Source organism: Pseudomonas sp. RA_35y_Pfl2_P32, assembly GCF_963970735.1.
Taxonomy (GTDB): domain Bacteria; phylum Pseudomonadota; class Gammaproteobacteria; order Pseudomonadales; family Pseudomonadaceae; genus Aquipseudomonas.
The window spans coordinates 59,009-74,066 of the sequence record NZ_CAXAQF010000016.1; the positions used below are offsets into that span (position 1 = coordinate 59,009).

Here is a 15,058-nt window from a genome sequence, read left to right on the forward strand (position 1 = left end):
CCGGGAGCCGACCGCAACGGATCCCGAAGCACCGCCCCCGCCGATCTGCCGCTACAATGCCGCTCTCCCAAGGAGCCTGCATGTCCACCCTGATCACCGACTGGCGCGACCGCCCCACCCACCGCCGTGTCTGGGCGCTCGCCGCGCCGATGATTCTCTCCAACCTTTCGGTGCCGCTGGTGGCGCTGGTCGACAGTACCGTGATCGGCCACCTGCCCCACGCCCACCAACTGGGCGCCGTGGCCGTCGGTGCCAGCCTGTACACCTTCCTGGCCTGGGCCATGGGTTTCCTGCGCATGGGTTCCACCGGGTTCGCCGCCCAGGCCGCCGGACGCGGGGACGGCGCGGCCTTGCGCCAGATCCTGCTGCAGGGCCTGTTGTTGGCGCTGGGGCTGGCCGTGCTGCTGGGCAGCCTGGGCGTGCCACTCAGTGGCGTGGCGCTGCGCTTCATGCAGCCGTCGGCGGAGCTCGAACACCTGACCCGGGAGTTTTTCCACACCCGGCTGTTTGGCTTGCCCGCGGCCCTGGCCAGCTATGCGCTGGTCGGCTGGTTCCTCGGCACCCAGAACGCCCGTGCGCCGCTGGCGATTCTGCTGACCACCAACCTGGTGAACATCGCCCTCAACCTGTGGTTCGTCATCGGCCTGGAGTGGGGGGTGGTCGGCTCGGCCCGGGCATCGGTGATCGCCGAATGGACCGGCGCCCTGCTCGGCCTGGCCATGACCCGCAGCGCCCTGCGCGCTTATCCCGGGCATATGGCCTGGGCGGCCCTGGCGATCTGGCAGAGCTGGCGGCCTTTACTGGCGGTCAATCGGGACATTTTCATCCGCAGCCTGGCGCTGCAGTCGGTGTTTTTCATGATCACGGTGCAAGGCGCCCGGCTCGGCGATGCGACGGTGGCGGCCAATGCCCTGCTGCTCAACGGCCTGCTGTTGACGGCCCACGCCCTCGATGGTCTGGCGCATGCCGTGGAGGCGCTGTGCGGCCACGCCATCGGCGCCCGCGATCGCCAGGCCCTGCGCCGCTCGCTGGTAGTGGCCTGCGGCTGGTCGCTGATCGCCAGCAGCGGCTTCGCCCTGCTGTTTCTGTGCGCCGGGCACCTGTTCATTGAAATGCAGACTGACATCCAGAGCGTGCGCGACACCGCTTTCAGCTACTTGCCCTACCTGGCAGCCCTGCCCCTGATTGCCGTCTGGAGTTACCTGCTCGACGGCCTGTTCATCGGCGCCACCCGGGCGCGGGAAATGCGCAACGGCATGCTGTTGACCGTGGTCATCGTCTTGCCGTTTGCCTGGGCCCTGCAAGGCCTGGGCAACCATGGCCTGTGGCTGACCTTCCTGCTGTTCATGTTGCTGCGCAGCCTGACCCTGGGCGTATTCGCCTGGCACCTGCGCAAGCACGATGGGTGGTTTAGCGGCCACGCGCACTGAACCACCGCCCTGGCGCAGACACCGCTTTCACGTCGGACCGTTGCGCCAGAGCTGACGCAGGCTGTCCAGGCGCTCCTGCTGGGTGCCCCCCGGCAGAGCGACCCGCAGCGAGGCCAGTGGGTATTGCAGGCGCAAGCGCAGCCAGCCGTCCAGCACCGCGTGTTCGGTAAAGCCCTGCTCCAACCCTTCTTCGAGGCAGCACCAGATCACCCCATAGTCATGCCCGGTGGCGCGGCACCACGACCAGGCATGGCGCTCCAACAAGCACGTCTGCAACTTGTATTGCTGGTGCTGGCTGAGGTTGTCTTCGATCGCCAGGTCACTCACCGCCAGTTGCGGATTGACCATTTGCTGCCACCCCAGGCTGCCCATGGCCCGATCAGCCCAGGTGCCGCCGTACCAGTACAGCCGGTCGATAGGTCCGAGCCAGCGACTTAACTCGCTGGCATCGCGGGCATCGAAGAAATAGCTGGCGGTCCAAGGGTTGTAGTAGCTCAACAGGCCCTTGTGATGCAGGCCGAAGGTGACCGTAAGCATGCGTCGCAAGTGCTCGAGCAAGGGCCCCACCGACACCGAGGTCTGCAGCAGTAGCCCAGGCCAGTCCTCCGGCTGGTCATGGACGCAGTCCGCCAGCCTCGCGTGGCTCGCCAGCTCGATCACCTGCGGCCCCTGCTCGCGCAACCCATGCAAGTCGGTGTTGGCGAACAAGGCATGCCGTACCGCGCCGGCAAAGCCGTGCTGCAGCCTGCTGCCGGCCTCCGGTGCGGCGGGTACGTCCAGCAAAAACCACTGCGCCGTGCGGGCCGGGGTCATGCCGCACCACTCAGGCCATCACCTGCCGCCGTGCGGCACACGCAGATGGGCTGGCGGCAGTGGCTGAAGCTGCCACCACCCGGCAGCAGGCACAGCAACACCAGGGGCTGACTGCTGCGCAGCAGGGCCAGCAAGTCCTGCGCCGCAGGTTCGGGCAATTCCTGCAGGGTTTCGCTCGACGCCTCAAGCGCCGGGGGCGCCATGGCCTTGAGGTGAATGCTCGGGCTGGACAGGCATAGGGTTTCACCGGCGATCTTCACTTCGCTGCGGCCGACCTTGAACTGTCGTTGAGCGCCGGGACCAACGTCCAGCGCCGGCCCGGCGGACACTTGCAGGTGTGGCTCGGGCCCCATGAATGCCGTCGCACTGAGCTGCAGGTGCAACTGCGGCAAATCGTCTTGCGCCACCGCTGGGCCGGCAGACGGCAGGCTGTCCACAGGCAACATCGGCCTGGCGAAAATCCCACAGATCAAGGGTTGGTCCGGATCACCCTCGGTAAAACCGACACCCACCTCGACACCCGCCCTGAGGCTGTCTATCGCCTGGGCCGACAAACGCGACGACACCGGTAGCCAGCAATGGCTGGGGCGACCGCCTTCGCCCTGGTACAGCCATTCCAGTTGCACCGCGACCCTGTGCCGCGAATCGCAGTGCTGGCCGTCCACGCTCCGCACCCAGCCGAGGTACAGGTTGCTCATGATCGGTCTTGCCGGTGATTCGGCCGGCACGTACGGCACGCCCCACGGAATAGCCCGCAGTCGGTTGTGATAGCGCGGCTCATCGTGCTGGCGGGCGTAGTGCTCGACTCGGCTGATCAGCCACTGGCCATCACCTTCGCTACACGGGTGTCCGGAGCAGGATAAATGCCGCCCCACGCGCGCAGTGGACCGTTCGGTTTCAGCCTCGGCATAGCGACCGCCTGCGTGCGCATGCACCGCAAACCGCCTGATGCCGACGGCACCCGCCGCCTCGAAACACAGCATGTCGGCCACGGGTTCGTGCTGGCCGGTATCGCTCAACACCAGGCAATGGCCGCGCCGGTGGTGCCGGAAGTGATAGTTGATCGCGTGCTGGGCACACAGGCGCTGGAAGAACGCCAAGTCGGATTCGTGGTATTGGGTGCAGAACTCCAGCGGCGGGTATTCACCCTGCAGTTCAAACAAACACGCCTGCTCGCCAATGCCGTGTTCGCTCAACACCTGCACGAGAATCTGCGGCACCGACAACTCGCTGAAAATGCGCTGAGTGAAGCGACGCGCCAGACAGGCCAGCCGTGGACCCAGGGTCACACGCCAGAGCCCCGGCGACGCCTCATCGTGAAGCGGCATCACGTCATGGACCTGCCCGTGAATGCCGCCGAGCGCCCCACCGAAACACAGATAGGCCGCGCGAAACATCAGGCTGGACAGGTCCTGTTGGCGTTCATCCAGGTGCAGGTCGAGTTGGAATACGAACGGCTGGCTGATGGCTTCGCTGCCGCTTAACGCGACCACGGCCAGGGGCTGGGGTTGACCCGCTATCTCCAGACGAAATGACGGCTCGTAAAGGGGATCGAACATCGGCTTTTCTCTACAGGAGGGGCGGCCGGGGATTCTCGCTGAGAGACATGGCCGAGTAGAGTGCCGAAATACAACTTGGGAAATGGACTACATGAAATGAGGAAGCACCATCGTTGATAGTGCTACACCATTGAAAATCTCCGCAAAAAACAGGAATAACCTTACCAGGCCATCCGAATTTTCCGCAAGATGCGGAACATTTTCAGACAGCCTGGTCTCGACGGTTCGTTACCTCAAGAAGACAGGTACGAAGAACGGGTCAGGCCCAGGCGCAGCGCGTCGAGGAACTGGGTACGCTCGGCCGCCGTGATCCGTGCGCTGGCGACTTTGTCACGGTAGTGGGTCATCAGCTCTTCCGGCGACAAGTGCACGTAGCGCAGCATGTCTTCGATGGTGTCGTGAGTCTCGATACCGGCGTGATAAACACTGCCATCGGCATTCTGGTAGATGTTCACCGAGTCGGTGTCACCAAACAGGTTGTGCATATCACCCAGGATTTCCTGGTAGGCACCCACCAGGAAGATCCCCAGCAGGTAGTCTTCACCGTCTTTGAGGGCATGCACCGGCAGGCTGGTCTCGATGCTCTGCTCGTCGACGTACTGCTTGATCTTGCCGTCGGAGTCGCAGGTCAGGTCTTGCAGCACGGCGCGGCGCAGCGGCTCTTCGTCCAGGCGGTGCAACGGCAGGATCGGCAGGACCTGGCCGATGGCCCAGGTGTCCGGCAGGCTCTGGAATACCGAGAAGTTGCAGATGTACTTGTCGGCCAGTTTGTCGTTGAGCTCGTCCAGCACCTGGCGGTGCGAGCGCTGACGGGCCTTCAGGGAGTTATGCAGGCGCCGGCAGACGGCGAAGTAGCATTGCTCGGCCAGGGCTTTCTCGGCCAGGGTCAGCTTGCCATCGGCGTACTGTGCCGCTACGTCGCTCATGTAGTGGGTGGCGCGCCAGTAGGTTTCGGTGACCATCTCGATGTCGGTCGGCCCCAACAGGTCCACCAGCCATTGCACGGTTTCCGGCAGCGCTTCCTTGTTCTCGATCTGCGGCACGTCGTCGTTGTGTTTCTCGACGTCGGTCACCTGCACCACCAGCATGGCGTGGTGGGCGGTCAGGGAACGGCCGCTTTCGGAGAAGATGTGCGGGTGTGGCAGGCTCTGCGCGTCGCAGAATTCCTTGAGCATCCCGACCACGACACCGGCGTAATCGTCCATGTCGTAGTTGATCGAACTGGCGTTACGCGAGTGCGTACCGTCGTAGTCCACGCCCAGGCCGCCGCCGACGTCGATGTGGTCGACCGGCAGGCCGAGGTTGCGCAATTCGCCGTAGTAGCGGATCGCTTCCTTGAAACCGTGCTGGTAGTCCGCCAGGTTGGCGATCTGCGAACCCATGTGGAAGTGCAGCAGGCGGATGCCCTGGTCCAGGCCAGCCGCGCGGAAGCGCTCGACCACCGACAGCAGTTGCGCCGCCGACAGGCCGAACTTGGATTTCTCACCACCGGTGTCCGCCCACTTGGACGAAGCCAGGGACGACAGGCGCACCCGCAGGCCGACCTGTGGCTTGACCTTGAGCGAGGCGGCTTCTTCGATCACCAGGCCGACTTCGGACTCTTTCTCGATCACGATGAACACGTTGTGGCCAAGTTTCTGGCCCATCAGCGCCAGACGGATGAACTCGCGGTCCTTGTAACCGTTGCAGACGATGGTGCCGCCCTTCGGCGCCAGGGCCAGCACGGCCAGCAGCTCAGGCTTGGAACCGGCTTCAAGGCCGATGGACACATCCTGGGTGGCGATGATGTTCTCGATCACCGCTTCTTGCTGGTTGACCTTGATCGGGTACAGGGCGGTGTATTTGCTCTGGTATTCCAGACGCTCGATGTTCGCATCGAAGGCGCCGGTGAGCTGACGCACGCGGTCTTGCAGGATGTCCGGAAAACGGACCAGCAACGGCAAGGACAGGCCGCTTTTGCGCAACTGGTCGACTTGCTCGAACAGGTCGATAGGCGAGCTGTTCGGACCGTTCGGACGAACTTCGACGCGACCGGCGTCATTGATCGCGAAATACCCGGCCCCCCAATGGCGAATCCCGTAAACACTGCGGCTGTCCGCAACTGTCCATTGGCTGCCATCGTCTTTGCGTGTGCGTCGTACGGACATCGAAGTCCCCTATAAATGAAGTCAAAGAGCGCCACCCGGGTTGAGGGCTGGCGCAGCTTAAAGAATGAAAATGACGATTAGCCTGCAACGAGGGGATAGACCTCGAATGCAGCCCTGAGTTTAGAAACCGGTCAGAACAGGCTCTGTGAAAACCATGGAGACGCCGCCGGCGCTGATCGGGATCAGGCCTGCGTCAAGTCGGAGTGGTCTTCACAGAGGCTGCTAGCCGCCGGATTTCTTTGCTTTAAAACCGTGTTTGATCAGCTCTGCCAAGAGTAGCTCGACATGATCGCCCTGGATTTCGATGACCCCGTCCTTCAACGCACCGCCGGTACCACAGCGTTTCTTCAACGTCGTGGCCAGGTCCTTGAGCGCGTCTTCGGCCAGCGGCACGCCGCTGATGGTGGTCACCGTCTTGCCGCCACGGCCCTTGCTTTCGCGGCGCACGCGCGCGATGCCATCTCCGGCCGGGATAACGGTTTGTTGGCAGATGCAGGCTGCCACGGGCTGGCTACAGTCCGGGCAATGTCGACCTGCGTCGGTGGAAAATACCAGGCCACCAAGGGCGGCGAAGGATGCGGCTTTTTTGGCCACCGGCAATCCTCTTGGGAGGACAAAGACTGGTCGCAGCCACGTTGGCACGGGCTATCGACCGCGAAGCCCCACTCAGGCAGGGGCAGCGCTACTGGAACGGTACGACATTCACGTCACTGTAGGAGCGAGCTTGCTCGCGATGGACGTCAACGATGACGCGGGACGTCAGACAGCCCGTGTCGTTCTTGCGTTTTTCGCGAGCAGGCTCGCTCCTACAGGAAGCAATACCGGCCCAGTTTTAAAAGGTCGCGCAGTGTAACGACAAAAAGCTCACTTGCTAAGAGCCAATCGGCGCCAATTTATGCATCTTTTGCGACGTCGGCACCGCGCGCCCGCAGATAGCGTTTCAAGGCCGCCAAAGAGTCCGGGCAGTAAGGCTTTTCGGTGATTTCCCGCATGACCTGGGCAATAGGGATAAAACGCGCTTGCAGGACTTCTTCCGGCTGCAGGACCAAGGGGCCGTCCCAGACCGCGGAAAACGCCGCACACCACAGGCGGCTGCCGGTGTCTTCGTAGAAAAAGTGGTCATGGGCGGTCAGTTCCACCCCGCTCACCCCCAGCTCTTCCGCCAGTTCCCGGGCCGCCGACTCGGCGTAGCTTTCGCCGGCGCCGACCATGCCCCCGGCCGCCACATCCCAGAACCCGGGATAGAGCGCCTTGCTGAAGGTGCGCTGATGCACGCACAACTCACCGCTGGAGTTGAACAGCAGGATGTAGGTGCCGCGGCCGATCAGCCCGCGTTCACGCAACGCTGAGCGCACCAGCGAGCCGAGCAGGTGGTCCTGCTCGTCGACCCAGGCGATCTGCTCGGCATCCGAGGCCGCACGGTGCGCGGCCTCCCGGGCTTGATCAACCATGGCTCAGCCCTGGTTGAGCAGTTGACGCAGGTCGATGACCGCTGCGTTGGCCCGCGAAATGTAGTTGGCCATGACCAGCGAGTGGTTGGCCAATGGACCAAAACCGCTGCCGTTGAGGATCATCGGGCTCCAGACTGGCTCCTGGGAGGCTTCCAGCTCACGAATGATCTGGCGCACGCTGACGGTGGCGTTCTTCTTGGCCAGTACATCGGCGAAGTCGACTTCGATCGCCCGCAACAGGTGGGAAAGCGCCCAGGCCTGGCCACGTGCCTCATAGAACACGTTGTCGATCTGCATCCACGGGGTTTCCACCACCTCCTCGTCGACCTGCGGCACCTGGCCCGGGACCACGACTTCGGTTTTCAGCGAGGTGTTGAGCTTGACCCGGCCGACACTGGCCGACAGCCGTTGCGACAGCGAACCCAGGCGGGTTCCGACATCGCCCAGCCAGTTGTTCAGGTTGTCGGCGCGGGCATAGAACAGCGCGTTCTTTTGCGACGGGTCCGACAGGCGCGCCTGGTAGCGGGTCAGGGAGTTGATGCCTTCCTGGTACTCCGACTCACTGGACGGCAGCACCCAGCTCTTGTTGTCGAAGTTGAAGCGCGGCTCGGCCTTGGCCAGGTCGGCGTCTTCAGCCGACTGCGACTGCGAGCGGGCAAAGTCTTTACGCAAGGCCCGGGTCAGGTCGCGGACCTGCACCAGCACCCCGTATTCCCAGCTCGGCATGTTGTCCATCCACAGGCCCGGCGGAAACCGGTCATTGGAAATGTAGCCCCCTGGCTTGTCCAGCAAGGTACCGGCCACCGTCTTCAGGGTTTCCACCGTGGTGTAGCCGACGACCATCTGCTTGCCGTCTTTCTCGGCGGCGATCTGGGCGTTCTGCTGGACCGGGAACAGCGCAGGCTCCTCGCTCCAGTACCAGCCAAGGCCGATGGTCACTAGCAGATACAGACCGATCAGCGTAGCCAGCGCACGGCTGAACAGCAGGCCACCCAGATAGCTGCGGGTGTCCGACTTGGGTTCGGCGGCACGTTCAGGCGCGCTGCCTGCACGATTCTTCCAGTCCAGCATGGCGATATCCTTTCAATCACTTGAGTTCATCGGTTCGACCACAACCCTACTCCATCGTGCCTCGCCTGCAGCGGATTAATCCTGCCCTGGCACGGCGCCGCATGTCTGGCGGTCGAGCGAGCACTATAGATGAAGCGGGGCCGCGAGCCTACGAGACCAGTCGGTCATAAACTGAATAGGGTCGCTTTGCACAATATTGACCGGGGACAGTCATGTAACCGGAAAGTGGTGCTAGCATAGAGCCACCAGTCGACCTCAGCATGCACCCTCACTAGTAGTCAGGATATGACCGAGCCAGAAGACCCCAGCCGTGAGCGCCTCAAGCAGCACTTTGCCCAGCGGGTAATTCATCAGGCACGTCAGATTCTTGAGATATGGCAGCGTCTGCATCGCAGCGAATGGTCGACCGCCGACCTGGCGGAGCTCAGCGAAGCCAACCTGCGCCTGCTGCGTTTCGCCGAGCGCTTCGAGCAGCCTGAGCATCGCCAACTGGCCCACGGCATCAGCCAGTCCCTGCAGGCGGTCGAAGCCAATCGTGGACGCTTGAGCAGCGACCTGATCAGCGACCTCAACCGATTGATGCAGCGTCTGTCGCGCACCGGCCTGCGCCAGGGCGACCAGCTCGAGCAAACCCTCCTGCCGCCCTTGCGCAAGCCGGTGTACGTGCTGCTGCAGGATCACGACCGTGCCGAACGCCTGGCCAAGCAGTTGGCGTTCTTCGGCCTGAGCGCCCAGTCCCTGGACAGCGTGGCGGCGTTTCGCGCGGCGATGATCGAGCGCCTGCCGAGCGCGATTGTCATGGACGTCGATTTCGAGGGGCCGGGCTTGGGCCTGCAACTGGCAGCCCAAGCGCAGGAAGGCCTGGAGCACAAGCTGCCGCTGCTGTTTTTCAGCCTGCTGGAAACCGACACGCCGACTCGCCTGGCCGCCGTCCGGGCCGGTGGCCAGGAGTTCCTCACCGGCACCCTCGAAGCCTCGAGCCTGCTGGAAAAGATCGAAGTGCTGACCTGCGTCGCTCAGTACGAACCCTATAAAGTGCTGATCATCGACGACTCCCGCGCCCAGGCCATGCACACCGAGCGCCTGCTCAACAGTGCCGGGATCATCACCCGCACCTTGATCGAGCCGATCCAGGCCATGGCCGAGCTGGCGGACTTCCAGCCCGACCTGATCATTCTCGACATGTACATGCCGGCCTGCACCGGCACCGAACTGGCCAAAGTGATCCGGCACAACGACCGTTATGTCAGCGTGCCGATCATCTACCTGTCGGCCGAAGACGACCAGGACAAGCAACTCGACGCCATGAGCGAAGGTGGCGATGACTTCCTGACCAAGCCGATCAAGCCGCGCCACCTGATCACCACCGTGCGCAATCGCGCGGCCCGGGCCCGCAACCTCAAGGCACGCATGGTCCGCGACAGCCTGACCGGCCTGTATAACCACACCCATATCCTGCAACTGCTCGAAGACTGCAGCTTCCGCGCCCGCCGCGAGAACAAGCCCTTGAGTTTTGCCATGCTCGACATCGACCACTTCAAGCGGGTCAACGACAGCCACGGCCACCCCATGGGCGACCGGGTGATCAAGAGCCTGGCGCTGTTTCTCAAGCAGCGCCTGCGCAAAACCGACTTCATTGGTCGTTATGGCGGCGAAGAGTTCGCCATCGTCATGCCCGACACCGATATCGAATCGGCCTACAAAGTACTCGATCAGATCCGTCGACGCTTTGCCGAGATTCACTACCCGGCCCAACCACAGGACCTGTCATGCACCTTCAGCGCCGGCGTCGTCGACCTGAGCGAGGACAGCGACAGCCTGATGATGGCCAGCCAAGCCGACGAAGCCCTGTATCGCGCCAAGGCAGCAGGTCGCAATCGGGTCCAGGCCGCGCGGCAATCAAGGCAAAGTGCCACTTTCTCCACAGAAGCCACTGATTTGGTCATAACGCTGTAATACAAACGCAATAACTTCAGGCGCTTACCCTTGTGTCGTCGGTAGAAACCTGATGCGCCTGAAGTGGCTGACCAATCTGAATACCCTGCTGTTAGTGGCGGTGTGCCTCGCACTCGGCGCCACTCTGTGGTGGTCGCAAAAAGCCCTGGAACGCCCCTATCTGTTGATGGAGCGTTACCTGGGACTCTCCCAGCAGTTCCAGAACCAGGTGGCACGCAAGATCGAAGACTACCTGCAAAGTGGCGACGCCTTGCGCCTGAGCAGCGCCACCCAGGCGATTGCCACGCTGCAACAAGGCCTGGATGAAATGCCGCCCGAGCTGGCGCAAAACCTGCGCCCAAGCCTGGCCAGCCTCGAGGCATTCAGCAACACCGAGCTGCTGGCGGCGGGCAAGCTGGCGGGCGATCCCCAGGCCCTGCTGCTGCAAGCGGAGCGCGAACTGGGGGCCAGTCTCGAGCAACTCGGCCAGTACGCCACTGCCAGCCCCGGCCCGCAATCTGCCGCATACTTGCCGGTGTTGCTGGGCGCGGCCCAACACCTGAGCAAGTTGTCCCTGGCCCGGGACAAACTGGTGAGCAGTGGCCGCAGTGAGCTGGCGGCCGATGTCGAGCGCGAAGTGAACAACATCCGCACCCAGGCCGAATTGATCGAGGCCTTGCCCTTACTCGGCGTGGCGAGCAGCCAGGCGTCGAACAGCGACGACTTCGCCTCGATGATGGGCCTGCAAGGCAGCGAGCAAACCGTCGCCGAAGATGCCGGCACCGGCTACAAGCGCGAGCTGGCCAGCCTGCTCGCCCGCTACCCGGCAGAACTGGCCCGGACTCGCGAACAAATCCGCCAACGCAGCGAGCTGAGCGCCGCCACCCACCTGAAAATCGACGCCGTGCAGCAGGCCATCGCTGGCCTGGAGCCCGTGGTCCGCGCCCAGCATGGACAGATCCAAGGCGAAGTCCGGTTGATCCAGGGCGCGATGATCGGCCTGATTCTGCTGATCGCCCTGCTGATCGACCCCCTGCAACGACGCCTGGCGCGGGTGCTGAGCAACCTGGCACCAGCCTTGTCGACCTGGGCCGAAGGGGATTTCAGCGCCGACATTCAATTGGGGGCGACCAACCGTGAACTGCACGACATTGAGGCATCGCTCAATCGCCTGCGCGCCTACCTGGTGGACCTGGTGGGGACCATCCGGCGCAACGCCGAGCAGGTGGCTGGCAGCAGCCGCGTGCTGGCCGAGTTGAGCAACGAACTGCACAGCGGTGCCGAGCATCAGGCCGGTGACACCGCACTAATCCGCGACTCCCTGGGCGAGCTGGAAGCCACCATCGTGCAAGTGGCCGGCGATGCCAGTCAGGCGGCTGACGCCAGTCGGCACGCGGGCCTGGCGGTGGCCCATGGGCAACAGGTGATCGGCATGAGCCTGACCGGACTGCACGCGCTGGTCGACGAAGTCCAGGGCAATGCCCAGATGATCGAGCACCTGGCCGAGGAGTCAGCGACCATCGGCGGGGTGCTGACGGTGATTCGCTCGATTGCCGACCAGACCAACCTGCTGGCCCTGAACGCCGCCATCGAAGCCGCGCGCGCAGGGGAAATGGGCCGGGGATTTGCAGTGGTGGCCGAGGAGGTTCGCTCCCTGGCCCAACGCACCGCCGGCGCCACGGCCGAAATCCAGACCTTGATCGCTGGCTTGCAACAGGCGGCCCGCTTGTCGGTAGACGGCATGCGCGCCCAGGTCGAGCACGCCGAGGCCACCGCCAGCCAGGCGCAGGCCGCTGACGGCGCGCTGGATAAAATCGTCGATGCGATCCAGACCATCGCCGACACCGCCGTGCGTATCGCCGATGTTACGGCCCAGCAAAGCGGCGCGGTCAGCGAAATCCGCGATCACAGCGAACGCATTCATCAACTGGGTGGGGACAATCTGCTGCGCATTGGTGAAGGGCGTAACCAGGGCGAAAACCTGCTGGTGCTGGGCGGACAACTGCATACGGCCGTGCAGGCCTTTCGTGTTTGAGCGGCCCCTTTGGCGAGCAGGCTCGCCTGCTGCCAGGACTTCGCCGAACGTGCTGCCAACTCGAATGACCAGATTCAATCAGTTGGTCATATACTTCGCGCAATCATCGGTAATCGTGCTGGCTATTGCAGAGAACTGGACAGTCACAATTGCTTTGCGGCATAGTCGCCGGGTTCTGATAACTGCGCATAGATAACAAGGAACAGCAGATGGCGACCCTACTGGTGCTGCACGGACCCAACCTGAACCTGCTCGGCACCCGCGAGCCGGGCGTCTACGGGGCTGTCACCCTGGCCCAGATCAATCAGGACCTGGAACAGCGGGCGCGTAACGCCGGCCACCATTTGCTCTACCTGCAAAGCAACGCCGAGTATGAATTGATCGACCGTATTCACGCCGCTCGTGTCGAGGGCGTGGACTTCATCCTGATCAATCCAGCAGCTTTTACGCATACAAGTGTCGCATTACGTGACGCGCTGCTGGCGGTGAGCATCCCATTCATCGAAGTGCATTTGTCTAACGTGCACAAACGCGAACCTTTCCGCCATCACTCTTACTTCTCCGACGTAGCGGTGGGAGTGATCTGCGGCCTTGGCGCCAGCGGTTATCGACTGGCCCTGGAGGCCGCCCTGGAACAGCTTGAAAGACCGGCAACGGCTTGAACAACAAGCGTTAAACGCCCCTGACCGACCCTTGGGAGTTGATGATTCATGGATATCCGTAAAGTTAAGAAACTGATCGAACTGCTGGAAGAGTCCGGCATCGACGAGCTCGAGATCAAGGAAGGCGAAGAGTCCGTACGTATCAGCCGCCACAGCAAGACTCCGGCCCAGCAGTACTACGCGCCGGCCCCCATGGCTGCACCGGCTGCCGCCCCAGTAGCTGCAGCGCCTGCCGCCGCCGCCGCTGCACCTGCCGCTCCGGCCGCACCCGTGCTCAACGGCACCGTGGCCCGCTCGCCAATGGTAGGCACCTTCTATCGCAAGTCTTCGCCGACTTCGCCGTCCTTCGTTGAAGTAGGCCAAAGCGTGAAGAAAGGCGACACCCTGTGCATCGTCGAAGCCATGAAGATGATGAACCACATCGAAGCTGAAACCAGCGGTGTGATCGAATCCATCCTCGTTGAAGACGGCCAGCCGGTTGAGTACGACCAACCGCTGTTCACCATCGTTTGAACCGCGGAGTGCCTTTGATGACTGCGAAGTTGGAAAAAGTCCTGATCGCCAACCGCGGTGAAATTGCCCTGCGGATCCTGCGCGCCTGCAAAGAGATGGGTATCAAGACCGTCGCCGTTTACTCCAAGGCCGACAAGGAGCTGATGCACCTGGGCCTGGCAGACGAATCCGTTTGCATCGGTCCGGCATCGGCCGCGCACTCTTACCTGCACATCCCGGCAATCATCGCCGCCGCCGAAGTGACCGGCGCTACCGCCATTCACCCAGGCTACGGGTTCCTCGCGGAAAACGCCGACTTCGCCGAACAGGTGGAGAACTCCGGCTTTGCCTTCATCGGCCCGAAAGCTGAAACCATCCGCCTGATGGGCGACAAGGTTTCGGCCAAGCACGCCATGATCGCTGCCGGCGTACCGACCGTTCCAGGCTCCGACGGCCCACTGCCCGAAGACGAAGAAACCGCTCTGCGCATCGGTCGCGAAGTGGGCTACCCGGTGATCATCAAGGCCGCTGGCGGCGGCGGTGGTCGCGGCATGCGCGTGGTGCACAAAGAAGAGGACCTGATCTCCTCGGCCAAGCTGACTCGCTCCGAAGCGGGCGCAGCGTTCGGCAACTCGATGGTCTATCTGGAAAAATTCCTGACCAACCCACGTCACGTGGAAGTCCAGGTGCTTTCTGATGGACAGGGCCATGCCATCCACCTGGGTGACCGCGATTGCTCGCTGCAACGTCGCCACCAGAAAGTTCTCGAAGAAGCGCCGGCACCGGGCATCGACGAGAAGGCTCGCCAGGAAGTCTTCGCCCGCTGCGTCAAGGCGTGCATCGACATCGGCTACCGTGGCGCCGGCACCTTCGAGTTCCTGTACGAGAATGGCGCGTTCTATTTCATCGAAATGAACACCCGCGTCCAGGTTGAGCACCCGGTTTCGGAAATGGTCACCGGCATCGACATCGTCAAGGAGATGCTGAGCATCGCCGCTGGCAACAAGCTGTCGTTCACCCAGGATGACGTGGTCATCCGCGGTCACGCGCTGGAGTGCCGGATCAACGCCGAAGACCCGAAAACCTTCATGCCGAGCCCGGGCACGGTCAAGCATTTCCACGCGCCAGGCGGCAACGGCGTTCGCGTCGATTCGCACCTGTACAGTGGTTATGCCGTTCCGCCGAACTACGACTCGCTGATTGGCAAGCTGATCACTTACGGGGCAACCCGTGACGAAGCCATGGCGCGCATGCGCAATGCGCTGGAAGAAATCGTGGTTGACGGGATCAAGACCAACATCCCGCTGCACCGCGACCTGGTCCGCGACGAAGGCTTCTGCAAAGGGGGCGTGAACATTCACTACCTCGAGCACAAGCTGGCGGGCGACAAGCACTGAGTGTTTGCCTGCACCTGACAAAGCCGCCTTCGGGCGGCTTTGTTGCATCTGAAGGTTTCGCATATT

General features: G+C 62.9%; 12 protein-coding genes. 6 read left to right on the forward strand and 6 right to left on the reverse strand.

The window, feature by feature from the left end; genetic code table 11:
- Positions 1-80: 80 nt before the first annotated feature.
- Positions 81-1,430 carry an MATE family efflux transporter gene (locus AACY45_RS17255; protein ID WP_339546576.1) on the forward strand — a complete coding sequence of 450 codons (1,350 nt, stop codon included), beginning with the start codon at positions 81-83 and terminating at the stop codon, positions 1,428-1,430.
- A gap of 27 nt (positions 1,431-1,457) precedes the next feature.
- Here AACY45_RS17255 and AACY45_RS17260 read toward each other — a convergent pair whose 3' ends face one another.
- The 6 genes from AACY45_RS17260 to AACY45_RS17285 all read right to left on the reverse strand — a co-directional run bounded on the left by AACY45_RS17260 (position 1,458) and on the right by AACY45_RS17285 (position 8,471).
- Positions 1,458-2,243: a DUF4123 domain-containing protein gene (locus tag AACY45_RS17260; RefSeq protein ID WP_339546577.1), complete on the reverse strand. Its 786-nt coding sequence runs from the start codon at positions 2,241-2,243 to the stop codon at positions 1,458-1,460.
- Positions 2,240-3,802 (reverse strand): type VI secretion system Vgr family protein, encoded by a 1,563-nt coding sequence (locus tag AACY45_RS17265; RefSeq protein WP_339546578.1) that lies wholly within the window; start codon positions 3,800-3,802, stop codon positions 2,240-2,242. Before AACY45_RS17265 ends, AACY45_RS17260 begins: the two co-directional genes overlap by 4 nt.
- A gap of 233 nt (positions 3,803-4,035) precedes the next feature.
- Positions 4,036-5,949: an arginine decarboxylase gene (speA, locus tag AACY45_RS17270; RefSeq protein ID WP_339546579.1), complete on the reverse strand. Its 1,914-nt coding sequence runs from the start codon at positions 5,947-5,949 to the stop codon at positions 4,036-4,038.
- 222 nt (positions 5,950-6,171) lie between these two features.
- The gene (locus AACY45_RS17275) at positions 6,172-6,543 is read right to left on the reverse strand and encodes a translation initiation factor Sui1 (protein ID WP_095170180.1); all 372 of its coding nucleotides are present in this window, start codon (positions 6,541-6,543) and stop codon (positions 6,172-6,174) included.
- Positions 6,544-6,842: 299 nt separating this feature from the next.
- The gene (locus tag AACY45_RS17280) at positions 6,843-7,400 is read right to left on the reverse strand and encodes an NUDIX hydrolase (RefSeq protein WP_339546580.1); all 558 of its coding nucleotides are present in this window, start codon (positions 7,398-7,400) and stop codon (positions 6,843-6,845) included.
- 3 nt (positions 7,401-7,403) lie between these two features.
- Positions 7,404-8,471 (reverse strand): DUF2333 family protein, encoded by a 1,068-nt coding sequence (locus AACY45_RS17285; protein ID WP_339546581.1) that lies wholly within the window; start codon positions 8,469-8,471, stop codon positions 7,404-7,406.
- Between the two features lie 285 nt (positions 8,472-8,756).
- Here AACY45_RS17285 and AACY45_RS17290 point away from each other — a divergent pair, with 285 nt between their 5' ends.
- The 5 genes from AACY45_RS17290 (at position 8,757) to accC (ending at position 14,992) form a co-directional block, all read left to right on the forward strand.
- On the forward strand, positions 8,757-10,427 hold the full coding sequence (locus tag AACY45_RS17290; protein WP_339546583.1) for a PleD family two-component system response regulator: 1,671 nt from the start codon (positions 8,757-8,759) through the stop codon (positions 10,425-10,427).
- 52 nt (positions 10,428-10,479) lie between these two features.
- Entirely contained in the window at positions 10,480-12,441 is a 1,962-nt protein-coding gene (locus AACY45_RS17295) for a methyl-accepting chemotaxis protein (RefSeq protein ID WP_339546584.1), read from the forward strand.
- Positions 12,442-12,650: 209 nt separating this feature from the next.
- Positions 12,651-13,103: a type II 3-dehydroquinate dehydratase gene (gene aroQ, locus AACY45_RS17300; protein WP_159993541.1), complete on the forward strand. Its 453-nt coding sequence runs from the start codon at positions 12,651-12,653 to the stop codon at positions 13,101-13,103.
- A 48-nt stretch (positions 13,104-13,151) separates the two neighbouring features.
- On the forward strand, positions 13,152-13,616 hold the full coding sequence (gene accB, locus AACY45_RS17305; protein WP_339546585.1) for an acetyl-CoA carboxylase biotin carboxyl carrier protein: 465 nt from the start codon (positions 13,152-13,154) through the stop codon (positions 13,614-13,616).
- 17 nt (positions 13,617-13,633) lie between these two features.
- Complete coding sequence (gene accC, locus AACY45_RS17310; RefSeq protein ID WP_166590949.1) at positions 13,634-14,992, forward strand: acetyl-CoA carboxylase biotin carboxylase subunit; 1,359 nt, start codon at positions 13,634-13,636, stop codon at positions 14,990-14,992.
- The last annotated feature ends 66 nt before the right edge of the window (positions 14,993-15,058 follow it).

What these genes read in the sequence shown, in the direction of transcription:
- AACY45_RS17255 (WP_339546576.1), top strand. Translation starts at nt 81, where the DNA reads ATGTCCACCCTGATCACCGACTGGCGCGACCGCCCCACCCACCGCCGT.
- AACY45_RS17260 (WP_339546577.1), bottom strand. Translation starts at nt 2,243, where the DNA reads ATGACCCCGGCCCGCACGGCGCAGTGGTTTTTGCTGGACGTACCCGCC.
- AACY45_RS17265 (WP_339546578.1), bottom strand. Translation starts at nt 3,802, where the DNA reads ATGTTCGATCCCCTTTACGAGCCGTCATTTCGTCTGGAGATAGCGGGT.
- speA (WP_339546579.1), bottom strand. Translation starts at nt 5,949, where the DNA reads ATGTCCGTACGACGCACACGCAAAGACGATGGCAGCCAATGGACAGTT.
- AACY45_RS17280 (WP_339546580.1), bottom strand. Translation starts at nt 7,400, where the DNA reads ATGGTTGATCAAGCCCGGGAGGCCGCGCACCGTGCGGCCTCGGATGCC.
- AACY45_RS17285 (WP_339546581.1), bottom strand. Translation starts at nt 8,471, where the DNA reads ATGCTGGACTGGAAGAATCGTGCAGGCAGCGCGCCTGAACGTGCCGCC.
- AACY45_RS17290 (WP_339546583.1), top strand. Translation starts at nt 8,757, where the DNA reads ATGACCGAGCCAGAAGACCCCAGCCGTGAGCGCCTCAAGCAGCACTTT.
- AACY45_RS17295 (WP_339546584.1), top strand. Translation starts at nt 10,480, where the DNA reads ATGCGCCTGAAGTGGCTGACCAATCTGAATACCCTGCTGTTAGTGGCG.
- aroQ (WP_159993541.1), top strand. Translation starts at nt 12,651, where the DNA reads ATGGCGACCCTACTGGTGCTGCACGGACCCAACCTGAACCTGCTCGGC.
- accB (WP_339546585.1), top strand. Translation starts at nt 13,152, where the DNA reads ATGGATATCCGTAAAGTTAAGAAACTGATCGAACTGCTGGAAGAGTCC.
- accC (WP_166590949.1), top strand. Translation starts at nt 13,634, where the DNA reads ATGACTGCGAAGTTGGAAAAAGTCCTGATCGCCAACCGCGGTGAAATT.